At 45.8% G+C, this 25941-nt stretch carries 17 protein-coding genes and 1 other RNA gene; 12 read left to right on the top strand and 6 right to left on the bottom strand.

From position 1 onward, the window contains the following. The first annotated feature begins 222 nt into the window (after window positions 1-222). A complete protein-coding gene (gene rpoD, locus ACAM37_RS03775; RefSeq protein WP_076774107.1) occupies window positions 223-2127 on the top strand; it encodes an RNA polymerase sigma factor RpoD in 1905 nt (634 codons plus the stop codon). Window positions 2128-2355: 228 nt separating this feature from the next. Next, complete coding sequence (locus tag ACAM37_RS03770; RefSeq protein ID WP_253852179.1) at window positions 2356-2700, top strand: YbeD family protein; 345 nt, start codon at window positions 2356-2358, stop codon at window positions 2698-2700. A gap of 120 nt (window positions 2701-2820) precedes the next feature. Here the strand turns inward: ACAM37_RS03770 and ACAM37_RS03765 are convergent, their stop codons facing one another. After that, window positions 2821-5214, bottom strand: coding sequence for a hypothetical protein (locus tag ACAM37_RS03765; protein ID WP_369626610.1), 2394 nt, complete (start codon window positions 5212-5214; stop codon window positions 2821-2823). A gap of 228 nt (window positions 5215-5442) precedes the next feature. On the opposite strand from ACAM37_RS03765, the gene ACAM37_RS03760 reads away from it, so the two are divergent. The 6 genes from ACAM37_RS03760 (at window position 5443) to ACAM37_RS03735 (ending at window position 12422) form a co-directional block, all read left to right on the top strand. Further along, on the top strand, window positions 5443-6348 hold the full coding sequence (locus ACAM37_RS03760; protein ID WP_138018023.1) for an ATP-binding protein: 906 nt from the start codon (window positions 5443-5445) through the stop codon (window positions 6346-6348). Between the two features lies 1 nt (window position 6349). Next, entirely contained in the window at window positions 6350-7699 is a 1350-nt protein-coding gene (locus ACAM37_RS03755) for a DUF2868 domain-containing protein (RefSeq protein WP_007115700.1), read from the top strand. A gap of 2 nt (window positions 7700-7701) precedes the next feature. Beyond that, on the top strand, window positions 7702-8256 hold the full coding sequence (locus ACAM37_RS03750) for a hypothetical protein (protein ID WP_369626609.1): 555 nt from the start codon (window positions 7702-7704) through the stop codon (window positions 8254-8256). A gap of 31 nt (window positions 8257-8287) precedes the next feature. Then, complete coding sequence (locus ACAM37_RS03745) at window positions 8288-9850, top strand: DUF3482 domain-containing protein (RefSeq protein WP_369626608.1); 1563 nt, start codon at window positions 8288-8290, stop codon at window positions 9848-9850. A gap of 164 nt (window positions 9851-10014) precedes the next feature. Continuing rightward, on the top strand, window positions 10015-10713 hold the full coding sequence (locus ACAM37_RS03740) for a VIT1/CCC1 transporter family protein (RefSeq protein WP_369626607.1): 699 nt from the start codon (window positions 10015-10017) through the stop codon (window positions 10711-10713). A gap of 215 nt (window positions 10714-10928) precedes the next feature. After that, complete coding sequence (locus tag ACAM37_RS03735) at window positions 10929-12422, top strand: alanine/glycine:cation symporter family protein (RefSeq protein ID WP_369626606.1); 1494 nt, start codon at window positions 10929-10931, stop codon at window positions 12420-12422. A gap of 90 nt (window positions 12423-12512) precedes the next feature. Here ACAM37_RS03735 and ACAM37_RS03730 read toward each other — a convergent pair whose 3' ends face one another. Further along, window positions 12513-13679 (bottom strand): MFS transporter, encoded by a 1167-nt coding sequence (locus tag ACAM37_RS03730; protein WP_369626827.1) that lies wholly within the window; start codon window positions 13677-13679, stop codon window positions 12513-12515. A gap of 488 nt (window positions 13680-14167) precedes the next feature. Between ACAM37_RS03730 and ACAM37_RS03725 the strand changes: the two genes are divergently transcribed. Continuing rightward, window positions 14168-15184: an alpha/beta hydrolase gene (locus ACAM37_RS03725; RefSeq protein WP_369626605.1), complete on the top strand. Its 1017-nt coding sequence runs from the start codon at window positions 14168-14170 to the stop codon at window positions 15182-15184. 117 nt (window positions 15185-15301) lie between these two features. On the opposite strand, the gene ACAM37_RS12215 is transcribed toward ACAM37_RS03725, so the two are convergent. Together ACAM37_RS12215 and ffs are read right to left on the bottom strand one after the other, a co-directional pair. Further along, a complete protein-coding gene (locus tag ACAM37_RS12215) occupies window positions 15302-17641 on the bottom strand; it encodes a DEAD/DEAH box helicase (protein ID WP_472826326.1) in 2340 nt (779 codons plus the stop codon). 527 nt (window positions 17642-18168) lie between these two features. Beyond that, an RNA gene (gene ffs / locus ACAM37_RS03715) (signal recognition particle sRNA small type) lies at window positions 18169-18265 on the bottom strand. A gap of 312 nt (window positions 18266-18577) precedes the next feature. Between ffs and ACAM37_RS03710 the strand changes: the two genes are divergently transcribed. Further along, window positions 18578-19369 (top strand): SIMPL domain-containing protein, encoded by a 792-nt coding sequence (locus ACAM37_RS03710; protein WP_309593444.1) that lies wholly within the window; start codon window positions 18578-18580, stop codon window positions 19367-19369. Window positions 19370-19442: 73 nt separating this feature from the next. On the opposite strand, the gene pal is transcribed toward ACAM37_RS03710, so the two are convergent. Beyond that, window positions 19443-19961: a peptidoglycan-associated lipoprotein Pal gene (gene pal / locus ACAM37_RS03705; protein ID WP_060994275.1), complete on the bottom strand. Its 519-nt coding sequence runs from the start codon at window positions 19959-19961 to the stop codon at window positions 19443-19445. Window positions 19962-20194: 233 nt separating this feature from the next. After that, on the bottom strand, window positions 20195-20683 hold the full coding sequence (locus ACAM37_RS03700; RefSeq protein WP_472826336.1) for a DUF6231 family protein: 489 nt from the start codon (window positions 20681-20683) through the stop codon (window positions 20195-20197). A gap of 300 nt (window positions 20684-20983) precedes the next feature. Here ACAM37_RS03700 and ilvD point away from each other — a divergent pair, with 300 nt between their 5' ends. Both ilvD and alaS read left to right on the top strand, forming a co-directional pair. Further along, complete coding sequence (ilvD, locus tag ACAM37_RS03695) at window positions 20984-22885, top strand: dihydroxy-acid dehydratase (protein WP_099808222.1); 1902 nt, start codon at window positions 20984-20986, stop codon at window positions 22883-22885. Window positions 22886-23143: 258 nt separating this feature from the next. Further along, window positions 23144-25816: an alanine--tRNA ligase gene (gene alaS / locus ACAM37_RS03690; RefSeq protein ID WP_369626603.1), complete on the top strand. Its 2673-nt coding sequence runs from the start codon at window positions 23144-23146 to the stop codon at window positions 25814-25816. Window positions 25817-25941: the final 125 nt, after the last annotated feature.

Raw genomic sequence — 25941 nt, 5'->3', positions numbered from 1 at the left:
GAAAACTTACCCGCTTTGCCTTTAATTTTCTCCCCGCGAACCTCATAAATCGCTATAATAATAGGTTGACTACCGCTTTTTAATCATACTAAATCTTTATTTAGTCCTCGACTGTCATTTGCAGGGTGTATCCCTTGATAAAAATGAAGAAATACAGTCATTAGCTTATTTGTCGTGCTATTACATTATTTATTTTTTTAACCAATATCAAAGCGAGCCCTCATGAGCGAACATTCAACTTCTCAATTAGCCACGCTGATTCAATTAGGTAAAGAGCAAGGTTATCTCACCTATGCTGAGATTAATGACCAACTCCCCGAATCGGTAACTGAAAGTGACCAAATTGATGATATTATTCAAATGCTCACAGACGTTGGCATCAAGATTTTTGAGACCGCGCCTGATGAAGACGACATTATGCTTAGCGATGATGCGGATGATGACGAAATTGCTGTCGATGAAGCCGCCGCGGTACTTGCTTCAGTAGAATCTGAGCCAGGTCGCACCACCGACCCTGTGCGTATGTATATGCGTGAGATGGGTACGGTTGACCTACTCACCCGTGAAGGCGAGATTGCGATTGCTAAGCGTATCGAAGATGGTATTCGAGATGTACAACATGCTATGACCTTTTGGCCAGGTACGGTGGCCATGCTCATTAATGAATACCACCAAACCTTTGAAGGTGAAAAGAAAGTCTCGGATATTATTACCGGTTTTCTTGACCCTGAAGCCGCTGATGTCATCCCGCTTGCCGATGACGAAGAAGTGGAAATCGCGTTACCGATTATCAAACCCAAAGTCAAAGACGACAAAGCCGAGGATGAACTCGATGATGAAGCCGAAAACGCCGATGAAATCGAAGAAGCCGATGGCGAAGTCAGTGAAGATGCCGATACTGAAGAAGCGAGCGGTCTCGACCCTGAAGAAGTACGTCTGCGCTTTGAAGAATTAGAGCAATTGTTCACCAAGGTCAAAGATTTGTTAGCCACCCATGATCGTGATAGCGACGTGGTCAAAGCGGCGATGAACGAGCTTGCCAACTGCTTTATGCTATTTAAGCTCAATAGCCGCGTCTCTGACAATATCATGGATATGATGCGTGAGGTGTATGAAGACGTGCGTAAAAACGAACGTCATATCATGAAACTGGTGATTCGCCGCGGTAAAATGCCAAAAGATGAGTTTCGCAAAACCTTTCCGCATAATGAAACCAACCTTGACTGGCTCCCTAACCGTATCGCAGGCAAACCTGCCTTTGCCGACACGTTAGAGCGGGTACTTGATGAAGTATTACAGTATCAAGGGCGTATCCAGCAGCATGAGCAAAATCTTGGCATGAGCATCGACCAAATGAAAGTGGTCGCACGTAACATGTCTGTGGGTGAAGCCAAAGCCCGCCGCGCCAAAAAAGAAATGGTTGAGGCGAACTTACGTCTGGTCATCTCGATTGCTAAAAAATACACCAACCGCGGTTTGCAATTCCTTGATTTGATTCAAGAAGGCAACATTGGCTTGATGAAAGCGGTAGATAAATTTGAATATCGCCGTGGTTATAAATTCTCGACCTATGCCACATGGTGGATTCGTCAAGCCATCACCCGTTCGATTGCTGACCAAGCCCGTACCATCCGTATCCCTGTGCACATGATTGAAACCATCAATAAAATCAATCGTGTATCGCGCCAGCTATTACAAGAAATGGGACGTGAGCCTACCCCTGAGGAATTGGGCGAACGCTTAGAGATGGACGAAGTCAAAGTCCGTAAAGTACTCAAAATCGCCAAAGAGCCCATCTCAATGGAAACCCCAATTGGGGACGATGAAGACAGTCACTTGGGTGATTTTATTGAGGACTCGAGCATCTCAAGCCCAGTGGATGAAGCAACGGCACAAGGGTTAAAAGAAGCTACCCGTGAAGTGTTAGCCAACCTCACCGAACGTGAAGCCAAAGTGCTTAAAATGCGCTTTGGTATTGATATGTCTACCGACCATACCTTAGAAGAAGTGGGTAAACAATTTGATGTCACCCGTGAGCGTATTCGTCAGATTGAAGCCAAAGCGCTGCGTAAACTGCGCCACCCTTCTCGCTCTGAACATTTACGTTCATTCCTAGAGAATGATTAATGTTATATCCATCCAAAAAAGCCGAGACAATGTTCTCGGTTTTTTTATGGGCGAGTTTGTGAATGTGGTTTTTCTATAAATGTGGCTTTTTATGAATTGGGTTATGAATGGGGTTATGAATAGATTTATGAATGGCGCTTTTTTCAACGCCAAACTCTAATGTCTTGAAATTATCGGTTTTACCCTCATTTAGACCCTAAAGAAATTTATACAACCTTAGGTGATGCTATGAACGATAAAACAATTACACTCAATAACTTGGAAGCCGCTGCATGTAGTACGCGAGCGGCGAAACCTACGGATATCCAGCACCCAGAATTGTGGAATTTTCCTATGGATTATCCGCTTAGCATCATCGGTCATGAGGGTCACAAAGACACGCTACTCGATGAAGTAAAATTAATTTTGGGTAGTTTATTTCCTGAATTTGATTTAGCAAGTTTGACTATCAATCCATCGCGTACCGGCCGTTTCCACTCCGTACGCGCTAATGTATATTTGACAGAAGCCGAGCAAGTCAATAGCTTGTATAAAATGCTCGATGAAGCGGCAAGTATTCGTACTGTATTATAAACCTGTCATGGTTAAAAATGGCACGAGTGATTGACGTACAAAAAGCGGGATACATCAGTTATTCCGCTTTTTTTATCTGTTTTATATGGGTCATCAGCAGTTGATGCTTCGTTTGTCCGCTTATTGGCTCAAAAGTAACAACTGATAGGCAGCTTTGTAGGCATCATAATTAAAATCATAGCTCGCCTCAAAATGAGGTTTGAGTTTTTCAATTAACTCATCATCTTCATCAGATAGGCTGATATGCTTGGCTTGGGTCTGCATGTCTTCGATAGCGATTTCGCCGAGTAATTGATTAAACTTATCGCGCGCCTGCTTTTGCTTGGCAATATCGGCAGCCGTCATGCGGACGGGTGCAGTATCAGCGTAGCTAGATTGCTGGCTCGCTGCCTGTTCCTGGGCGGTGGCTGTGTCGATTTTTTCACAGATTTTAGCAAGGCGGGTGCGTGATGTTTTATCAAGTTTATCTGTGTCCAACAATAGCGAACAAGCTTGTTGTTCTTCGCTTTCCTCAACAACGTCTACTGCAGCTTCCGCCGCCACTGCATCTGCGCTTTCCACATCGCTGGGTTTGTCACTGATAGTTTGATACAACTGGCTAAATATCTGGGCGTCAGATTTGCCTTGCGCTTTAAGTCTAGCAATCTGTTGCAAGTATTGTTGATTGCGATAGGTTTTATCAACAATCCCTGCGATATGTTCAGCAAGTTCCTCATCGACATACGCATCAACGTCTGTAACCGCCTTTTGCTGACGGCTATCAGTATTCATGACCGCATAATTATCGGCCTGTATTTTTGCAAGTTTGGTTGCAGCGGCGTTTAGCGCCGCCATATCTATTTCATTGAGGCTTGCTTCATCTTTTTGCAACACAAACTGGTAGGTATAAAGGGTGACAAAGGTCTCGACAAACCCTTTGTTTTGTTTGAGCAAGCTATAGGACAAGGCTTCTAAATTTTTATCACTGTCAAAGGTTTTGGATTGTTTTGTCGCCGCCCATAGATTGTTATCTTTTGATGCTTGGTGCCAAGTGATTGCCTTGTTGAAGATATCAGGATTGACGCGGGCTTTGCCATAATCATAAAAGTTAACCACTGTGCGCATTTGGGTCTTGGGCTGATCGGTTGTCGGCGTGGTTTTTTCAAATGATGGCAAATCACTCATTGCCACCATATTGAGTAGTTGATTTTGGCGGTTGAGTCCATAGCTGATACGGATGTCGTCATCCATTGAGATAAAGCTGCTATCTGCCTCTTTGCTTATCTCAGCTTGCAGCGCTTTAAAGGCTTGCGGATTGGTGTCGATGATTTTTGCCAGTGCGGCAGCACTGACCAATTTGTCTGATTGGTATTTGTCAAAGGCTGCTAAGGCTTTTGCAGTTTGACCCAATTCTTCACTGATTGATTCGTCTGTGGTTGGCTCATCAGTGGTTGACTCGTCGGTGGCTGTTTGAGTCTCTAAACTGTCCATTGCCTCTGCAGCATCGGCACTGGCTGGGTCAGCAGCGCTGTCATCTGATTGCGCGCGCATTTTATCAATAGCTTCATACAGGCGCATGGCAGATTCATACGCTTTTTCCTCAACGCTTGCCAACTCATGGCTGTCAAAGGCTTTTTTCATCAGATACCGTGGGCTAACGGCAAGGCTGCCAAGCTGCTTTAGCTCATCATCTTTGACAAAATCGGCTGGATTGATGAATGATTTTAGGTAGCGCTTATTGACGTGGAAGAACAACAAATACTCCGCTAGCATTTGATTGTAGCCAATGCGGTAGCCAATGCGCTGGCTCACACCTTTGGCTTTATCTTCAGTAGTCAAAGCCAATGACTGATAGTCGCTTTCTTTGGCAAGGGTGGCATTTAGCAGTGACATCTGTTCAAATACCTTGAATAAGGCTCTTTTATCTATCTTTTTATCTTTTAGCAGTTTGCTATAGTCATACTCAATGTACCGTCCATCATATTGCGGGTCGGTGGCAAACTCAGAGAGTCCCGACAAGTCAGCATATACTTTGGAGCGCGCAAAATCAGCCGCAAGCGGCACTTTAATAAACGCCCCTGCATTGTTCTGCACGTAGCGAAATTCTGGTACGATTGACATTTGCCCTCGGCGAAGATCTACCACACCTGTGGAGGCAAACTCAAAGCGCTTGGTTAAAATATCCATCACTTGCCCCACTTCGCTTTGTTCACGGGTTTGGTGATTGACCCCCTCTGTGACCAAGGCTTGTTGGCGAGCATCAAGGTGCTGTGCTTTGCTCAGCTGCCCGATAAGTTTCAAACGATTAGGGCTTGCAGCTAACGCTTGTGCGCTACGTAAGGGCGGGCGCACCACATTGACTCGATAGTCATAAGCATAGCTTTGGCGACTGAGCAAATTTTGGTTGGCTTGCAACACACGTTGAGACAGCGGTTGACTCGCGCTAGGCTGTGTGGCACAGCCATGAATCCCCAGCATGACGATGGCAAAAGTGAGAGGCTTGATACAAAAGGTGATGGCTTGTTGCGCATTCATTGATCTTCCTTAACAAATTTTATTATAGAGCCTATCTTTATAACTGAATTGATTTTTTTTGTAAATAAATAGCCAGTGTTACGCTGCCGTGTTTACAAAGATAATGGGTAATCTAACGGAGTTTTGCTATCATACGGATTAAATACCGCAAAAACGCTTAAAAACTACTCATTTAAAAACTAATCACTTAAAACTAGTCACTTAAAAACCACTCAGAAGAACCCTTGTATGTCGCAACTCACTCTACCCGCTAATCTTAGTTTACCCGCTAATTTAGAACACTTACTCACCCAATTTTTACAGGCGCAGCTGCCCAAGCCCATACAACTTGACCCAAGCGTGCTTGCCTACCGCTGGCAATCCAATAGCCGCACGGGCAGCGGTGAACTGCTGCCTTTAACCGTGGATTTGCGATTGACATTGGATGATTTGCTTGGCATTGATGGGCAAAAAAATAAACTGGTTCAAAACACGCGCCAGTATTTAGCAGGCTTACCTGCCAATCATGTACTCATGACAGGCACACGTGGCGCAGGAAAATCGTCGCTCATTCGGGCATTGCTCAATCAATATAAAGCGGATGGTCTTCGTATTATCGAAGTGTCACGAGATGATTTGGTGATGTTAGAGCCGATTCGCCAAGCGGTACGAGACCTTCATACAACCCAGCCCAATCATGGCTGTCATTATGTGGTGTACTGTGATGACTTAGCGTTCAATGGGCAAGATGAGAATTATCGCACGCTCAAAAGCGTGCTCGATGGCGCGCTAGACAGCGAGCAAGACAAGATACTGGTCTATGCGACCAGTAACCGCCGTCATCTATTACCGCAACTGATGAAAGACAATGTGAGCATTTATAATGGGCAAACCGATGAAGTCAATCCGTATGAGACGATTGATGAAACCGTGTCGTTGTCTGACCGCTTTGGGCTGTGGCTATCATTTCATCCGATGACCCAACCTGTGTATTTAGATATTTGTGCGCATTATTTGACGCAAGCAAGTTTGCCCTTTGATGAGGCAGCAAAAGCAGCTGCCTTACGCTTTGCCAGTGAACGCGGCGGACGCTCTGGGCGCGTGGCTTATCAGTTTAGTCGGTATTTTATTGGGATGAAAGGGTTGGAAAATTAACATGTACACATCTCAAGACCAACTGACCGAACTGGTGCGCAGGCTGGAAGAAAAACAGCATATTTTTGCCGCTGACCCGATCCTTATCACGGAAAAACTGCAACATGAGTCGGGCGAACCGCTGAGCAAATTGCGCCGCCGTGCCACACGCATTGATAATGATGGCAAACTTGCGCATCTACTCAACACCATTGACACCCGCGTCAATGGCATGATTTGGGGATTGACTGTGCTGTGGTTTATTTTGGGCTTTGTCGCGTTATTTGGGTTGATGCAAGCGCAGGTGGTGAACTTTTTTTATGTGCTAGCCAGTTTATTAGGGTTTAATACCATTATCTTGCTGGTTTGGCTCGGTTGGATGCTGTTCTCACCGCGCAATAAACCCAGTTTTTTTGGTACTTTTTTTACCCCGGCAACCCTAGTGCGTGGCAAAGATATTGTCACCCAAACGGCGGTTGAACTGTATCAAGACCAGCTTAATCACGCTGGCACCAAATGGTACGTCAGTCGTATCAGCCACCAGTTTTGGTTAGCCAGCCTATCGGGAATGTTGGTGTCATTAATTCTATTGTTATTGGTCAAAAATTATAATTTTGTGTGGGAATCAACCCTACTACAAGACAGCAACGTGGTAGAAGTGGTCAAGCTGATGTCTTGGCTCCCGCATTGGGTAGGCTTTCCTACCCCAACGGCACAAGATATTATCACCGCGCAGATGAATCCTGAAACCACGCCACAGATGATTTCGTTTCGCTGGGCGATGTTATTAATCGGTAGCCTACTGATGTACGGTATCGTGCCACGTTTGCTCGCATGGCTATGTTGTCTGGTGATGGTGCGCTCAAGTCGTATGAAACTTGATATCAAACAGCCGTACTATCAAAAAATTATCGATTTTTGGCAGCGCAAAGTGATTGACCCCGATGACAGCCCTGCTGAGCAAAAACCTATCGCGCCCACTGCCCAAATCAGCCTAGCCAATAAACTTGCCGTGTTACTCGAGTACCCGCAAGCCAACCCGCAATGGTATGCCAAAACCGTCGGCATGGCTGCGCAAAACTTTGGTCGTATCGATGATCGTGATGACTTGGAAAAACTGATTGCCTACCTTCAAATCAACCCTGTTCAAGTGCTCGTCGGTATCTCCAATCTCGCACTCCCCGACCGTGGCACCCTGCGAAAACTCGATAATATCGCAAGCGCGGCAAAAGGCGGTATGATTGTACAACTGCTCGATGCCAATCAAGGCTACCTGCCGAGTCCGAGCGAAATTGAAACCATCAAAGCCCGTCAACTACAATGGGAAACCGCGCTGGCAGAACGCCAGATTGCCCTAGTAAGAGAAAATTAACCATGAATGCCACAATCAGCTATGCCGATGTGATTAATAGCATTGCCCAAACTGCTGCACAGCTTACGCTTGCAGCGCAAAGCGCTTTTGTGCAAAATCTACTGCGTCAATTTGTGCAAAATTTACCAGCCGACTGGCTTGACAATGAACTCGACAGTGAAAAACTCCACTATCAAGCCCTGTTTGACATCATAAACAGGCAAACTTGGCAAACCGCTAGCATCGAACAGGCGCTAAATGCGCTCGATGACATCATGTTTACTGGCGATAGCTATCCACACAGCACCAGTGATGCGATTTTGCTGATGCTTGATATGCTGGGGTTTTATCTATCTTTAACAGCCATGGAAGAAAAATCCGAAGTAAGTGATGGTTGGGTGATTTTAACTGCGGAAGGCTATTTGGATTATTACGACCAACTGGCAGAAGATAGTAGCGAAAACACCGACGATGTTGCCCATAGTTTTGATGATTGGCTGGCACATCCACTGACCCAAACTGCTTTCAATCATGTCACCCATGCCCTAGAATTTGCCAAAAGAACTTGCCAAAAATAGCTCGCGCTGAATATATAAAGGTTAACAAATAATGGATAACAAAGACATAACCACCCAAGAAAAATTGACAATTGATTTAACCAAAGATTATTTGCCAGCAAATACCACCTTGCCAGTGGCGGTGGCTGAAAGCGCGACCCACCCAAGCGGTGACATTGCTACGCAATCGCCTAACCATCCATTAGCCCAAGCTGAACAAAACCCCTATCGCAGCCGCAAAATCAGCATTGGCGAAAATGAAGCGTTAAAATTGGCGGTGGTGGGGCATACCAATACCGGTAAAACTTCGCTACTACGCACCCTATTGCGTGATATGTACTTTGGCGAAGTCAAAAATGCGCCTGCCACTACCCGCCATGTGGAAAAAGCCATGATCAATGACAGCCAAACGGGGCAAGGCTTGGTGGCACTGTATGACACGCCCGGTCTAGAAGATGCGTCAGGGCTACTTGATTGGTTAGAAGACAACACCGCTGCCCGCCGTGACGGTGTGGAGCGGTTACAGCAATTTTTGGCAAGTGTGCCTGCGCAAGATGAGTTTAGCCAAGAAGCCAAGGTCATTCGTCAGCTGATTGCCAGTGACATGGCGGTCTATGTGATTGATGCGCGTGAGCCTGTGCTCGGCAAATATAAAGATGAGTTGACGGTGCTGTCATGGTCAGCCATCCCCGTCATGCCCGTATTTAACTTTACCAAGGGTCAAGATAGCAATATCAATGAATGGCAGCAGATGCTCGCGCGCCGCAACTTACATGTATCTACGCGGTTTGACTCAGTGGCGTTTGAATTTGATGATGAAATCAAACTGTGGCAAAACTTAGAAACCATGCTGATACAACCTGAAATTATCAAACAGCTGATCGAGCGTCGTAAAGCCGATTGGGATGATTTGTACGATGATGCCAATATTATCATTGCGCATTTTTTATTAAACGTTGCCGCCTTTGTTGAAACCATTCACGAGGAGGATGACCCGCTGCCTACCTTACAAAAAATGCAAGAAAAAGTACGCCAAGCTGAACGCAGTATGCAAGATGAACTGCTAAACCTTTATAAATTTTATGACAATACCGTCACCACCACACCGCTTGAGCTGACTGAATATCGCCGCGATCCGTTTGATAAAGAGGTACTAGCCAGTTATGGGATTCGTACCACAGGGGGTGCAGCGGCAGGCGCGTTGATTGGACTGGGTATTGATGTCGCCACCCTTGGCACATCACTGGGGCTAGGTACGGCGCTCGGTGGTTTGGCAGGTGGCTTACTGTCAAACACCAGCACGATTGCCGACAAAATCAGCGGTGTCAAACGGCTACACATAGACCCTGCTACCCTGACCTTACTGGCGACTCGAGCGATGGATTTGCTGACTGCGCTACGCCATCGTGGTCATGCGGCGACTGATAGCATCATGGCGAACCAATCGCTCGCGCCTTGGTCAGTTGATAGATTGCCAAGTTTGCTCAAAAAAGCGCGGGGTAAGCCCGAATGGTCATCGCTCAACACAGGCCGGCAAGCCACTGTGTCTGCCAAACAGTCGCATGCGCTGCGCGATGAGGCAGCTTGGCAACTATCACGCCAACTAAGACGCTGACTTATCAACCTACAAGCATGATAAAAAATTTGGCTGAAAATTATCTAGCCTTGTTAAGCGTATTATTTGTTAAGCCCATCATAAGAATTTATTAAGCTAATTTTGTTATTTTTACTTTTTAATATTTTAATCTATGTCAATTTTTTGTTTTTGAGGGCAATACCGTGTATCCAGCACATCATGAACCGCATTTTAGTAATCGCAACAACTGGCTTCGCGCGACCGTGCTCGGCGCCAACGATGGTTTGATTTCCACCGCCAGTCTATTGATGGGGGTGGCGGCAGCGCAAGTGGACAGTCATACCTTGCTGTTGACCGGGGTAGCCTCGCTGATTGCTGGCGCAATTAGTATGGCAGCGGGCGAATATGTCTCCGTCTCTTCGCAAGCGGACACCGAAAAAGCCGACTTGGCAAAAGAAGCCTATGAAATTGAGCACAATTCAGACCGCGAGCTAAAAGAACTGACGCATATTTATGTTCAGCGCGGCTTAACGCCTGTTATGGCATATGATGTTGCGGTAGCACTCACTGCTCACAATGCCCTAGAAGCGCATGCACGCGATGAAATTGGACTTACCGATACCGCGTCCGCCAATCCCCTACAGGCAGCCGTGGCATCGGCTTTATCTTTCATCACAGGGGCGCTGCTACCGGTGCTGTGTATTTGGCTGTTACCAAAACAATATTTGGTCGGCGGTTTGGGCACAGTGACCTTGATAGGATTAGCATTTTTGGGCTGGTTATCGGCGTATTTGGGCGGTGCCAAAATTTTCCCTGCCATTGTGCGGGTGGTCATTTGGGGCGTTATCGCGTTGGTTACTACTAACCTTATCGGTGAAATGTTTGGGGTAAAAACAGGTTAGTCAATCACTTTTTCTCGCATTATTTATCGCCAATTTTTATCATTACCATTTGCAAAACCAATTTTTTCTTATAAGATAAGAAAACTGTAATAATTCAGCAAGTTTATAGAAACTTTTATTGGGTGGTAGAGTAGCGTTTCTATAAATTAAACAGTTGGCAAATAGCGAAAAATCCTATGGGGTTTTAGCTTTCTACGGTAGTGGGAGATAACGTTATGCAAGATTTTGTCAATGCGATTAATGATTGGGTATGGAGTCCCGCATTAATCTATTTATGTTTGTTGGTTGGTTTATATTTTTCGATTCGTAGTCGTTTCTTGCAATTGCGTCATTTTGGTCGCATGATTCGATTGCTGATGGACGGCAAAAGCAGCGATCAGGGGGTGTCTTCATTTCAAGCACTCGCTATGTCACTCGCAGGTCGTGTGGGTACAGGCAATATTGCCGGTGTGGCAACGGCGATTACTTTTGGTGGTCCTGGTGCATTGTTTTGGATGTGGATGGTAGCCTTCTTGGGCGCCAGTACCGCATTCGTTGAGTCAACGCTTGCGCAGATTTATAAAGAGCGTGATGATAAAGGCTTTTTTATCGGTGGTCCAGCCTATTATTTTGAAAAAGCGCTGGGTCAAAAATGGTACGCGGTGTTATTTGCGATATCGGCAATCGCGGCTTGTGGTTTATTGTTACCAGGCGTACAGGCCAATTCGATTGCTGAAGCAATGAAAAATTCCCTAGGTATCGAACCTAGCATTTCAGCCGCGGTAATTGCGGCACTACTTGGCTTTATTATCTTTGGTGGCGTCAAGCGTATTGCCTCCTCGGCTGAGTTGATTGTACCTTTTATGGCACTTGCTTACATCATCGTGGCGATTGTTATTATCATCATGCATATCGGTCAATTACCTGATGTGCTAGCGTTGATTTTCCGCTCTGCGTTTGGTATGGATTCTACATTTGGTGCTGTGTTGGGTCTTGCCGTTCAATGGGGGGTGAAACGTGGCGTTTACTCAAATGAAGCCGGTCAAGGTACAGGTCCTCACCCATCGGCAGCCGCTGATGTGTCACACCCAGCCAAACAAGGGTTAGTACAGGCGTTTTCAGTATATGTCGATACGCTATTTGTTTGTTCGGCGACAGGTTTCATGCTAATCATTACCGGTATGTATAACGTACAAGACCCAGCCAATAAAGAAGCCTTCTTGTATCAAGGTGTTAAAGGCGTTTCGGCAGGTCCAGGTTATGTGCAAACTGCGATGGAAAACATCATGCCAGGCTTTGGCTCAGTGTTTGTAGCGATTGCTTTATTCTTCTTTGCCTTCACCACCATCATGGCGTACTACTATATTGCAGAAACCAATATCCGTTATCTCACTCGTAGCGTGAAGCTAAATTGGGCCATCCCTTTACTCAAAGTAGTGATTTTATTCGTGGTAATTTATAGCTGCTTAAAAACCGCCGACTTGGCGTGGGCACTAGGCGACTTGGGCGTTGGTTTGATGGCATGGCTAAACATCATTGGTATCTTATTCTTGCAAAAACCTGCGTTTGCCGCACTGCGTGATTATGAAGCACAGGTCAAACAAGGCAAAGATCCAATCTATGATGCGCGCGCCAATGGCGTACAAAATGCGCCTATTTGGGATGAAATTTCAGCCAAATATCGTAAAGAATTTGGTGAACATCCCAACCATGATCGCTTTGTACCCTAATTTTAATATGTGACTGCTTTAATGCTTTCACTTAATAACCGTTAAAAAAAATAAGCCCCATTGATTGGGGTTTATTTTTGTGATGAATGATTATCTTTTGATTGGGATTTTAATTAATCCAAAAAACGCAATCAGTAAGGCGATGACTTGTACAGCCAGCAGCGTATAGACTGTATATAGCCATTTGCCTTGTGCATATGCCAGACCACACGCCCACGCACCGATACTACCACCGATGTAGTACGCCATATAATATAAACCTGATGCCAGTGACCGCCCTTCTTTGACATTCACCGCGATATAAGTAATGGTCGCCGATTGGGTAATAAATACCCCAGTTGACATTACCGCAAGCGCCACAATAACCAAAGAAATAGGCGCAGCCAGTGTCATCAGCACGCCCATCATCGAAATCATCACGGCCACGCGCACCATACGGGCAGCGCCGTATTTGGCAATTAAACTACTCGCAATCGGTGTGACCACCACACCAATCAAATACACCGCAAAAATGTTAGCAAGCCCTGCACTTGATAGATTGTAGGGTGCGTCTGCCAAGTGCAAATTAACATAGGTAAAACAGCCCACTAATGAAAACAACACGCATGCGCCAAGCAGTCCTGCGGTCACCACATAACGGTTGCGCAGATGTTTACTTAGCATGTGCAGCGCCGATGTAAAATTTGGGTTGGCATGAAAATGACGTGAGCGCGGTAATAACCAAGCCACCAAGCCAGCGCCTAACACCGTTAACACGCCCATGAACAAAAAGCCTTTTTCCCAGCCGATAAGCTCTTCTAAATGCCCCAAGATAAAGCGCCCTAAAAATCCCCCAAATACTGTACCTGAGACATAATAGGACATCATTTTTGCCATCTCTTTGCCGGCGTACTCTTCCCCGACATAGGCAATCGTCACCACTGTAATGCCAGGTACCGCCAACCCTTGCATAAATCGCCAAATAACGATGCTAGAGAGTGAGTCAGACAGCCCAATCATCATCGTGGGTATTGCCATAAAGGCAATGGATGCCACAATGATATTTTTACGACCCACGGCATCAGACAACATCCCCATAAACGGTGACATCATGGCAATGGCAATCACCGTCGCCCCAACTGTCATGCCCACTTGCGTTTCGGTCGCTGAGAACGCTTGCATCATAATCGGCAAAATCGCTTGAATCGAATAAACCTGCAAAAATGCAAACGCGCCAATCATGCCAATCATGATTTTGACTATCAATGAGGGTGGCATTGTCGGTGGTTTGGCATTCGGTTGTTGAGAGGGCGGTTGTTGAGAAGGCGGTTGATTTTGCGGTTGGCTATGGGGTGGATTGCGGCTAGTTAAGTTAATGGATGTTAGTGTGTGAGTATTAGTATCGGTGTCAGTGAAATGATTGGAAGAATCTAAATGCCCAGTGGCATGTTGTGGTTGAGAAGTCATAGGTGACCTTTTTACAAAGTATTGCCTGTCATAAAAATGCCTATACTAGCACTAAAGCGCGGTATTTATTGTTAAAAGAAGTTTAACCCTAAGCCGTACTTTGCAAGCCCTTCACGTTAATTAAAGGTATTTAAAGGCCTTCAATGCCAAATTTGGCGTCCTAGAGTGTAATATTTTTAAAAGATGACTATTTGTCAAAACATCAGTATTTTTCAAAACATGACTATCCAGCCATGACAAAACTGCAGTAATATTTAGCACATTGTGGAAGTTAACCTTAAAATCAATAGGATTGAATTATGCCGGAGAATTTAAAACAGCCAATGCCCGCTGCCATGCAAGCGTATTTGACACAGCTGCATCAAGTGATTGTTCCGTATCTGTTAGCGCAAGGGGTTACGCCCAATGCCATCAACGCACGTGAGGCGTTAGCCAATTTGACAACCGCATTTGTCACTGACGCACCCAACATGGCAAAAATCATCGATACGGTGCTGGTGACGCCAAGCAATTTTCGTGGTTATAACGTATCACTTAGGCTATTTGTACCGAGCAACTGCCCCCTGCCAAATGAACAAGCAGCGGCTGACGTGCCGGTAATGGTGTATTTTCATGGTGGTGGTGGCATGACAGGCAGTGTCACTGTGTATGATAAACTCTATAAAAAATTGGCTGAAGCGACAGGCTGTGTGGTGGTAGCGCCCGAATATCGCCTTGCGCCAGAAAACCGCTACCCTGCGGCGATTGATGACGCCCACGCGATTTTAACCTATTTAACAGCGACCCTACAGCAAGTCGGTTATGCCTGTAACGGCAAGCTTATCATAGCAGGTGATAGTGGTGGCGGGGCAATTACTGCCACCTTGGTGCAAGATTGGCTTGCCAACCGTGTGAGCACAGACTTAGCTATCACCCATCAAATTTTGATTTATGCCAGTCTAGACTACACCATGTCACAGCCCTCGATTAAGGAAAATAGCACGGGTTATTTACTGGAATCCAGCAAAATCCGCTGGTATTTTGACAATTATTTTTCAGCATATGATGACCGTGAGCTGAGCTCACCGTTTTGGACCGATGTGGCTACCCTACTGCATCATTCGCCGTATCAAGCCCCAAAGACACTGCACCTAACGGCTGGTTATTGTCCGCTGCGTGATGAAGATATCGGCTATCATGACGTGTTACAAGCCGCAGGCGCGCCATCCCAACTCGTCCATTTTGCAGATATGCCGCACGCGTTTTTGAATATGGAAAATCTGTGCCCTGAGCAATGCAAACAACTGTATCAAACCGTTGGCGAATTTTGCCAATAACACAACGCCCCACAAAAACTACACAGCCGGATAAAATTTGCCCAGTCTGATGACAAGCCAAAATAAGCTACCCAAAAAAAAGCACCCAATTCGGTGCTTTTTTTTACTGATCATAGCTTATAGCGGTTTGCCTGTGCTATTGCGACGGCTACGTTTTGGGGCATCCCAACCATCTTGTTTGCCAGCAGGTTTAGCTGATGGCTTGCTTGATGAGGCGTAACGGTCAGACGATGACTTAAATCCTTCCGATCTTGACGATTTACCAGCAAATGGTTTATCTGATTTTTTGAAACCCTCAGATTTAAACCCGTTTGAGCGTGAATCGCCAGCACGTTGACCCTCTTTTGCCGGATACGGTCTGTCGCTACGTTTTTTAAGCGGTTGACCAAAGGTTTCTTCTACGATTGGACGTGGCTTGCGAGCGCGGTCATCGCCACGGAACTCGCTAGAGCGGTCGGTCTTTTTGGCAAAAGGTTTGTCACCAAAACGGTCATTTTTTTCAAAGCGGTTAGGACGCTCGCCATGACGCTCACTGCTGTTACGGTCAGTGTTGTAACGTGGTTTATCACCTTGATAGCCTTTAAAGCCATCTTTGTTAAAGCTACGGTTATCATCGCGGCGACGATCTGCATACTCACCTTGGCGAGGCTCACGATTGCCTTGGCGTGAATCACGGTCAAAATTTGGTTTGTCCGATGATTTAGCGGCGCGGTGAAAATCGCCCTGATTATTGCCATGACGGTTATCTGAATCGCCGTGACGACGCGGCGCACTCGCATCATCACGCCCAAAACGACTATCGCTGTTGCCTTGGTGACCTTTGTCAAAACGCTCGCGTTTTTCAAAACGTGCCGAACTATCGTTGCTCGCTGATTTACCATAGCGTTCTTGGTTGTCAAAACGTGGCTTGTCCGCAAAACGACGCTCGCTTGAAGGTCTGTCGCTTGAACCACCAAAACGTTGTGAGCGACTGCCGCGGTCATCACGACCGCCACGGCTATCACTGCCGCTGCGACCACGACCGCGACCGTCACGACCATTAGGCTTACCACGACCTTCAAATTTTTCCACAAAACGCGGTTCTAAGCCTTCAACTTGCGCTTCATTGATATCACGTTTTAGGTAACGGGCAATATTGCCAAATTGACGACGGTCATCGCGACTACATAGGTTGATAGCAATACCAGTACGACCGGCACGACCTGAGCGACCGATACGATGCACATAATCTTCTACTTGGCGCGGTAAATCATAGTTGAATACATGGGTAATGTTGGGTAAATCAAGACCACGTGCTGCCACGTCTGTTGCTACCACGATGTCAAATTTGCCACTGCGTAGATCTGAGACGATACGATTACGCTTGCTTTGTGGTAAGTCACCATGCAGATAACAGGCTTTGTGTTCCCATTGTTGTAAGCGCTCAGCGACTTCTTCACTGCTGCGTTTGGTCGCGGTAAAGATAATCGCTTGACCACGCTCTGGGTCACAGATCAGCTGCTCTAATAATTTATTTTTGTGGTCAAAGTTGTCACAGAAGTACACTTTTTCATCGATGTGTGCGGTTTCAACTTTGATGTTGATACGCTCTGGGTCTTTGGTAAAGCTTTCAGCGATTTTACCGACTGGACCATCCCATGTCGCAGATGACATGATGGTTTGGCGATGCGGGGGTGTGGCTTCCAAAATCGCATTGATATCATCGGCAAAACCCATGTCTAGCATACGGTCTGCTTCATCAAGTACCAACATAGTCAAATCAGATAGGTTCACACGCTGCGCATTGATATGATCTAGCAAACGACCCGGCGTCGCCACGATGATTTGTACGCCTTTTTTCAGCGCACGGATTTGACCACTGTATGCCGCACCACCCACAAGTGGCACACTGTATAAATCTTTCATGGCTGAGCCATATTTGCGGATGCTGTCTTGTACTTGGTTAGCCAGCTCACGCGTTGGTGTCAAAATCAACGCTTGTACGACTTTTGGCTGTTGGCGACCACGTTTGCCACTTGCGGTTTTTTCTGCCGCTTTTTCTTTGGCTTGTAGTTCACTTAATTGATGCAAAATTGGTAATACAAACGCAGCAGTTTTACCACTACCTGTTTGTGCTGATAATAGCAAATCACGGCCCGCTAATGCAGCAGGAATCGCGCGCGCTTGGATAGGCGTTGGTATGGTATAACCCGTTGCGACAATACTTTTTAGTAATGAACCTGAAATACCCAGTGCGGTAAAACCATTTTCGCTAGGGTTAGCATCGTCAGTCGTTGGCGCATCTGTTGCTACAGTATCAGTCGCTACAACATTCGTTGTCGCAGTTGCTTCTGTGTCATCAACTGGGGTGTTGTCAGTAGGCTGATTGCTATTGGCTTGGCTATTGCTATGAGTATGGCTAAAAAAATTATCGATTGAGCTATCAGCAAAATCTGTGGTTGAATTAAAATCAGTCATGTAAGTCCTTAAAAAATAAGTTAATCAAAGTGTCGGTGGTAACCTTGATTGAAAACACGCAACAAGCAAAAGCCCTCAAGCTGACTGCACTTTCAAAATGGATAAGCAAAATGAATAGGCAAAATTATCAGCTATCATTAATCACAAATATCGTGTTAATCGCTTTAAAGCATTGTAATCGTGTCTGGAAGACTTATTTTCGCTATAAAAATAGCGACAAAACCTACTGTCAGACTTATCAAAACTTTTGAAACAGTAAAACCATCAAAAAGTTCGTATCGCGGCATTCATAAGAATGCTTAAAAAAATACAATGCTAAATATTAGGTTATCATCGGAAGATTATCAGCGCTTACAATAGCGCGCTTGATATATAGGCAGATGGATAAGCTAGATTAATTGGAAAATTGACGTTGCTCTTAGCGTTTAGGTAGCGTATATGAGTCATTATTGGTCAGTTTTCTTTCGCAATTAAAAAACTTACCAAGTGAAATAGGCATCAAAAACACCTACTTAAAAAAGTGATAACCCCACTAGCACATCTTCGGCACACTGGCTGGCTGCTACCGTTGCTACCTTCCGGTCCTGGCGGGGTTCACAGCAGCTAGTTGCGAAGCTACCAATGGGGTTACCGAAGCGGTATTCTAGAGAATTTGGCAGCTAAATGCAAACTATTTTTATCATATACACCAAATTTTTGTATTTATTTCACTTTTACACACGCTAAACCATTACCAAGCAACATTTGGGTAAATTTTTGTCCACCTTCTTACCCTTTTTCTACAATTCTTTCGCTGCAAATGTTACAAAATATTTTATAATGCCCATTTAACAACATATTGAATGAGCTAAATAGCAGTTTAATCAGCAACAGATTCATGCCAACCCATATAAAGAACCACTAGAAAAAACTAGGAAAAAAACAATAGGAAACACTATGACACATTTAAGCACCACGACTAACAATCATCCCAATCATACAATGACCAAAGGTATTGCAGCCAGCTTGCTTGCTATGGCGACACTATTACCTTTTACCAGTGTTTCAGCCGCTACCTACCCTGTGAACCCATCCCCTGCGAACCCATCAATGACCAATACTTTAAACTACGGCTTGCTTAATTTTGCTGCCTCAGCGAGTAAAAAAGTCAGCAATGACCAAATCAATGCGACCCTCAGCAAAACTGTGCAAAACAAATCAAGCAGTGAGGTGGCTAATCAAATCGCTACCACGTTGAACCAAGCGGTTGCCATTGCCAAAAAATACCCACAAGTGCAGGTCAGTACGGGCAACCAAACCACCTATCCGCAATATGATAAAAACCAAAAAATCATTGGTTGGACGGGGAGTGCAAGCTTGAATTTAAAAAGCACTGACACAGTCGCCGCTAGCAAATTGATTGCCGAATTGCAAAGTTTTATGACGGTTGATGGATTAGACTTTAGCGTGTCTGATGCCGCGCGCAAAGCCACCGAGCAAGAATTGATGATGGAAGCTTCCAAAAACTTCCAGCGCCAAGCGCAAACGCTGCTGCCTGTTTGGGGTGCAAAAGGCTATCAGTTAGTTTCGTTGGAGTTTAGTCAAGGGGGCGATTATCGTGCACCGCGCGCGTATGGCAGCGTAATGATGCTAGAAGCCGCCAGTGCTAAAGTCGCTGACCAAAACTTCCAAGCGGGCGATAGCACCATTACGGTCACTGCCAATGGTACCGTTCAACTGGTCAAATAAACCGATTTTAACCACAAAAAAACCTGTTGAATTAACAGGTTTTTTTGTTTGTCTTTTACTCACTAAGCAATACTTAGTAAGAAATTTCTGCACGGCGGTTTTTTGCCCATGCTGATTCGTCATGACCGGGATCGGCAGGTTGGTCTTCACCGTAGCTGATGGCTTCCATACGTGAAGCTGATACCCCTGACGTAGCTAAGTAGGCTTGGGCGGCTTGGGCACGGCGCTCACCCAATGCCAGATTGTATTCACGGCTACCACGCTCATCGGTGTGACCCGCAATAGCGACACGGGCACTTGGGTTGGCTTGTAAGAATTGCGCTTGTTGATTTAACACGGCTTGACCTTGAGCGTCGATTTCACTGCTATCAAAGCCGAAATACACGGTATTTGGGTTAGCACCCGCGGCAGTGATGACTGACGTCGAGTTTGTTACCACAGCGCCACCGTTATAGTAGCCTACGCCACCGGGTACGCCCATCGGCGCAACCACCACTTCAGACGTGCCAGTACGTTTGGCAGAACACCCTGTTAAGCCGATGGTTGCCATCATCGCAGCAGCGCTTACTACTTTTAGCATCGTTAATTTCATAGTCTTTCCTCAAAAATTATTATTTAACGCGTTTACCTATTTTGTTACTTTTCGATAGAGTAAATCAATCTCGCGCTTTTTGTAAACAGTGTTACTGTAAATTTAGCCAACTTTTTCTCAAAGTTTTCAAAGCAGTTTAATTTTTGGATTAAACAAGGTGCTCAAAAAAATTTACCGCTTATAAGATAAGTGATAACAACAAAAACTGTCTAAAACAGTGATATCTAAAACCGCTACCAGCGAAACTTATTCCATAATTCAGGGTTTGCCCAAAACTTGCTATTAAACCAATCTGGCAAATGTTTATAGTCAAACAGATTAAATTGCCATACTTGGTAGTTTGTTGTTTGGTGAGCTGGGTCATTCTCCACAATCGGCTGCTCATGTAATCGGCTAAAGCCAAAGCTCGCTACATCCACACCTGTTGCCGGCTCGGATAAGTCTTGCACCACCAAACAATGCTTGGCAAACAAGTCGCGACAGCGCTGAATGATTTGGGTATCGATAGCGCTATCGTTTGATAATATTATCACTGCCAAGTCATAGCGTTTGGCAAACCGATGCGCGATAAACGCTTGATAATCAAACGCTTCCCAACTCACGGCTTGATCAATAGCTTCATCAATGGCTTGAATTTGGCTAAAAACCGACTGCGTGTCATTACCAATAATCAGCCCAGTGAGCTGTTGATTTGCTGATGCGGTATTTTTATCTTTGCTCAAATCATGTTTGCTTAAACTATCTTTACTTAAAAATGCCAGACTTTGTCGGACGACATCCGTAATGCTTAAGGTGGGATTGGTCAAAATAAAATCCTTTTGATGAGTTTTTATTAGATACTGTTGATAGATACGGCTGAGTGATAGCTGTGATATAGCAATAATAAGGGTGGCTAATATGCCATTCTTTAAAACCAATTATAACTATCTATCATGAGCCATGACTAGCCCTTTTGGTCGAGACAGAGTACACTAAGTGCTAAATTTATCACTTGTATTGACTGTTAGAAATAAGGAACAACCATGCCACAATATCGCTCAAAAACCTCCACGTCTGGCCGCAACATGGCGGGTGCACGCGCACTTTGGCGTGCAACAGGTATGACGGATGAGGATTTTAACAAACCGATTATCGCGATTGCCAACTCGTTTACCCAGTTTGTACCCGGTCACGTACACCTAAAAGACTTGGGTCAGTTGGTTGCCCGCGAGATTGAAGCGGCAGGTGGTGTTGCCAAAGAATTTAACACCATTGCGGTGGATGATGGTATCGCCATGGGTCACTTGGGTATGCTCTATAGCTTGCCAAGCCGTGATTTAATTGCTGATAGCGTGGAGTATATGGTCAATGCCCACTGCGCCGATGCGCTGGTTTGTATCTCCAACTGTGATAAAATCACCCCTGGTATGCTCATGGCAGCGATGCGTCTCAATATCCCAACGATTTTTGTGTCGGGCGGTCCAATGGAAGCGGGCAAAGTATTGGCATCCACGTTGGGCGATGGACATACCACCCATGAAACCGTGATGAATGAATTGGGTGAAAAAATTCGCAAACTTGACCTAGTCGACGCCATGATTGATGCGGCAGATGACTTGATTAGTGACGAAGATGTGGCACAAACTGAGCGCTCTGCTTGCCCAACTTGTGGCTCATGCTCAGGCATGTTCACCGCCAACTCAATGAACTGTTTGACCGAAGCCTTAGGCTTATCTCTGCCTGGTAATGGCTCGTTACTTGCCACTCACGCCAAACGTAAAGATTTATTCTTAGAAGCAGGTCGTCGTATCGTGGCACTTGCCAAACGTTATTATGAGCAAGATGACGCCAGCGTATTGCCACGCTCAATTGCGACCAAAGCGGCATTTGAAAACGCCATGAGCCTTGATATCGCCATGGGCGGCTCAACCAACACAATTCTACATTTGCTTGCCGCTGCCCATGAAGCCCAAGTGGATTTTAAAATGGCGGATATTGACCGTCTAAGTCGCCGTGTGCCTTGTCTATCGAAAGTTGCCCCTGCGACGCAAAAATATCATATGGAAGACGTGCACCGTGCTGGGGGTGTGATGGCAATTTTAGCCGAGCTTGATCGCGCAAACCTACTGCAAACCGATGTGCCCACCGTTCATAGTACTTCACTCAAAGCAGCGCTTAGCCAATGGGATATCATGAATCCTGATAATACCGAGGCACGTGAGCGTTATATTGCAGCCCCAGGTGGGGTACGCACCACGCAAGCCTTTAGCCAAAACAATGCGTGGTCAAATCTTGATGTCAACCGCGAATCTGGCTGTATCCGCAGCAAAGAATTTGCCTACTCACAAGACGGCGGTTTGGCAGTATTGTTTGGTAATATCGCTGAACGTGGCTGTGTCGTCAAAACAGCGGGCGTGGATGACAGCATCCTAAAATTTACCGGTCGTGCCCGTGTGTTTGAAAGTCAAGACGATGCCGTGGCTGCCATTTTGGCAGACCAAATTGTCGCAGGTGACATCGTGGTGATTCGCTATGAAGGTCCAAAAGGCGGCCCTGGTATGCAAGAGATGTTGTATCCCACCTCTTACCTAAAATCAAAAGGTCTGGGTAAAGCCTGTGCGCTACTTACTGATGGTCGTTTTTCAGGGGGTACGTCGGGTTTATCCATCGGTCACGTCAGCCCAGAAGCCGCTGAAGGCGGTACCATCGGTTTGGTCAATGAAGGCGATACCATCGAGATTGATATCCCTAATCGCTCGATTCATTTGGCAGTTGATTTTGCCGAACTGGAAAAACGTCGAGAAGCGATGGTGAGCCGTGGCAACCAAGCTTGGAAACCTGTCAATCGTGAGCGCCAAGTGTCAGCTGCCTTGCGGGCGTATGCAGCGATGACTACTAGCGCAGATACCGGCGCGGTACGTGATGTCAGTCAAGTAGAGCGGTAATTTTTACTCCCACCTACATTGCTATAAAAAAATTGTCAAAAAAGATCGATGGTACTTATCGGTCTTTTTTTTAGCCCCATGAAAAACGTTGCAAACCTCATACTTGACACCCACTGTTTTAGATGCCATGTGCGGTTTATAAAAGGTGCTATCTATAAAAGCATTATCCACATCGAATGAATTCTGCTAAAATACAATGTTTACATTTTTTTGATAATATATGCCAAATTTAATTTTGAAATATCTTAAGGAGCCGCTGTGAGCCGTCCGTTTTCTTCAGCCGATATACGTCAAGCTTTTATCAATTATTTTGCCGAAAATGGTCATACCCCAGTGGCATCATCGAGCCTAGTCCCACACAATGACCCTACCCTGCTATTCACCAATGCCGGTATGAACCAATTTAAAGATGTGTTCTTAGGGATAGACAAACGCGATTATAAACGTGCAGTATCGTCGCAAAAATGTGTACGCGCAGGCGGTAAACACAATGACCTTGATAATGTCGGTTATACCGCGCGTCACCATACGTTTTTTGAGATGCTCGGTAATTTTTCGTTTGGCGATTATTTTAAACAACAAGCCATCCCATTTTGTTGGGAGTTTTTGACATCGGATCAGTGGCTTGGTCTGCCAAAAGACAAGCTGTATGTCACCGTGTATCACACCGATGATGAAGCCTTTGATATTTGGCATAACGTGGTGGGCTTGCCTGCCGAACGCATCATCCGTATTGGTGATAATAAAGGCGGTCAATACCAATCGGATAACTTTTGGGCAATGGGTGACACAGGTCCTTGTGGTCCTTGTACCGAAGTATTTTATGACCACGGCGAGCATATTTGGGGCGGTCTGCCAGGTACGCCTGAAGAAGACGGCGACCGTTTTGTCGAGATTTGGAACAACGTCTTTATGCAGTTTAACCGCCAAAAAGACGGCACACTTGAAAAACTGCCTGCGCCAAGTGTCGATACGGGCATGGGGCTTGAGCGTATCAGCGCTATCATGCAAGGCGTGCACAGCAACTATGAAATCGATATGTTTACCCATCTCATGCAGCACGCGGCGCAAGTGATTGGCTTGCCAAACGATATCGACTTACAGTCTGAGCCATCACTCAAAGTGCTTGCCGACCATATCCGCTCGGTTTCCTTCTTAATTGCAGATGGCGTATTGCCAAGCAATGAGGGCCGTGGTTATGTGCTGCGTCGTATCATCCGCCGCGCGGTTCGTCATGGCAACAAATTAGGCGCTAATGACAACTTCTTTTATAAGCTCGTCGCGCCGCTTGCCCAAATCATGGGCGATGCCTACCCACAGCTTCGGGAACAGCAAGCCAACATTGAGCAAGCCATCTTAAAAGAAGAAGAACAATTTGCCAAAACCTTATCACAAGGTCTTAAACTGCTATCCCAAGAATTAGATAGCTTAAAATCTGGCGATACTTTATCGGGTGCAACGGTGTTTAAACTGTATGACACTTACGGTTTCCCTGCCGATTTGACTGCCGACATCGTGCGCGAACGCGACATCAGCATTGATGAAGCCGGTTTTGAGCAAGGCATGGCGCAGCAACGCGCCCGCGCCCGTGAAGCGGGTAAATTTGGCGTTGATTACAACCAATTGATTCAAGTCGACAGTGCCACTGAATTTTTGGGGTATGACAAAGCAGAACACAACAGCACTATCACCCATTTATACCTTGAGGGCAAATCTGCTGAACAATTGCAGGAAGGTGATGAAGGGGTCATCGTATTATCGGCAACGCCTTTTTATGCGGAAGGCGGTGGTCAAGCGGGTGAATTGGGTGACATCCAAACCGAAACCGGCGTATTTGAAGTCCAAGACACCAAAAAATCTGGTCAAGCCATCATCCATCATGGCGTGGTCAAAATGGGCAGTATCCGCCAGGGTCAATCAAGCGAAGCACGCGTCGCAAGCCAAGTACGCGCCATGAGTGCCAAAAACCACTCCGCCACTCACCTACTGCACGCTGCCCTTCGTGAGTATCTTGGTACAGGCGTCACCCAAAAAGGGTCATTGGTCAATAGTGAGGTGTTGCGTTTTGACTTCTCGTATGACAAAGCCTTGACTGAGCAAGACATCATCACCATTGAAAACATCGTTAACCAACAAATCCTTGCCAACCAACCTGCCACTGTAGAAATGCTCAGCATGACGCAAGCGCAAGACAAAGGCGCGATGGCACTGTTTGGTGAAAAATATGGTGACACGGTTCGCGTATTGTCGATGGGTACGATAGATAAAGACGGCAAGCCTTTCTCCATCGAACTATGTGGTGGTCTGCATGTACAGCGCACGGGTGATATCGGCTTATTCAAAATCGTCAGTGAGCAAGGTATCGCGGCAGGCATTCGCCGTATCGAAGCGGTGACAGGCATGGGTGCAGTCAACTATGTGCAGCAAGGTGAAAAACAGCTCAATCAACTTGCCAGTCAACTCAAAGCGAAGCGCGACGAAATCGCCGACCGTGTCAATCAAATGACCGACAAAACACGCGACCTTGAAAAACAGCTTGAGCGTTTGCAGCAAAAATTGGCCAGCAGCCAAGCCAAAGACTTAATCAACAACGTGCAAGATATCAATGGACAAAAAGTGCTGATTGCAAGTTTACAAGGCATGGATGGTAAAGCATTACGCACGATTGCCGATGACATGAAGTCAAAATTGCATGATGGCATCGTGGTGCTCGCGGGCGTGGCTGACGATAAAATTGCGCTGACTGCCAGTGTCGGCAAAGACTTAACCAGCAAAATCAAAGCGGGCGATATCATCAAACACTTAAGCGAGCAACTTGGCGGTAAAGGGGGCGGTAAACCTGACTTTGCCCAAGGCGGCGCAACTGATGTGGCAGGATTGCCAACTGTATTAGATGCGCTACCAAATTGGTTGGCTGAGCGACTTGCCTAATTAAAACTACACCTAAAAAAACGCCGAATGACTTATTCGGCTTTTTTTATGCGGCTATATTTATGCGGCTATATAAGGTATGCGTTTAATTAGGCTTAATCAAAGCGTTATTTACTTTAGCCAAA

Source organism: Moraxella sp. K23 (genome assembly GCF_041154765.1).
GTDB lineage: Bacteria > Pseudomonadota > Gammaproteobacteria > Pseudomonadales > Moraxellaceae > Faucicola > Faucicola tetraodonis.
This window is presented reverse-complemented; position numbering and strand designations above follow the sequence as displayed.

What these genes read in the sequence shown, in the direction of transcription:
- rpoD (WP_076774107.1), top strand. Translation starts at nt 223, where the DNA reads ATGAGCGAACATTCAACTTCTCAATTAGCCACGCTGATTCAATTAGGT.
- ACAM37_RS03770 (WP_253852179.1), top strand. Translation starts at nt 2,356, where the DNA reads ATGAACGATAAAACAATTACACTCAATAACTTGGAAGCCGCTGCATGT.
- ACAM37_RS03765 (WP_369626610.1), bottom strand. Translation starts at nt 5,214, where the DNA reads ATGAATGCGCAACAAGCCATCACCTTTTGTATCAAGCCTCTCACTTTT.
- ACAM37_RS03760 (WP_138018023.1), top strand. Translation starts at nt 5,443, where the DNA reads ATGTCGCAACTCACTCTACCCGCTAATCTTAGTTTACCCGCTAATTTA.
- ACAM37_RS03755 (WP_007115700.1), top strand. Translation starts at nt 6,350, where the DNA reads ATGTACACATCTCAAGACCAACTGACCGAACTGGTGCGCAGGCTGGAA.
- ACAM37_RS03750 (WP_369626609.1), top strand. Translation starts at nt 7,702, where the DNA reads ATGAATGCCACAATCAGCTATGCCGATGTGATTAATAGCATTGCCCAA.
- ACAM37_RS03745 (WP_369626608.1), top strand. Translation starts at nt 8,288, where the DNA reads ATGGATAACAAAGACATAACCACCCAAGAAAAATTGACAATTGATTTA.
- ACAM37_RS03735 (WP_369626606.1), top strand. Translation starts at nt 10,929, where the DNA reads ATGCAAGATTTTGTCAATGCGATTAATGATTGGGTATGGAGTCCCGCA.
- ACAM37_RS03730 (WP_369626827.1), bottom strand. Translation starts at nt 13,679, where the DNA reads ATGCCACCCTCATTGATAGTCAAAATCATGATTGGCATGATTGGCGCG.
- ACAM37_RS03725 (WP_369626605.1), top strand. Translation starts at nt 14,168, where the DNA reads ATGCCGGAGAATTTAAAACAGCCAATGCCCGCTGCCATGCAAGCGTAT.
- ACAM37_RS12215 (WP_472826326.1), bottom strand. Translation starts at nt 17,641, where the DNA reads ATGACTGATTTTAATTCAACCACAGATTTTGCTGATAGCTCAATCGAT.
- ACAM37_RS03710 (WP_309593444.1), top strand. Translation starts at nt 18,578, where the DNA reads ATGACACATTTAAGCACCACGACTAACAATCATCCCAATCATACAATG.
- pal (WP_060994275.1), bottom strand. Translation starts at nt 19,961, where the DNA reads ATGAAATTAACGATGCTAAAAGTAGTAAGCGCTGCTGCGATGATGGCA.
- ilvD (WP_099808222.1), top strand. Translation starts at nt 20,984, where the DNA reads ATGCCACAATATCGCTCAAAAACCTCCACGTCTGGCCGCAACATGGCG.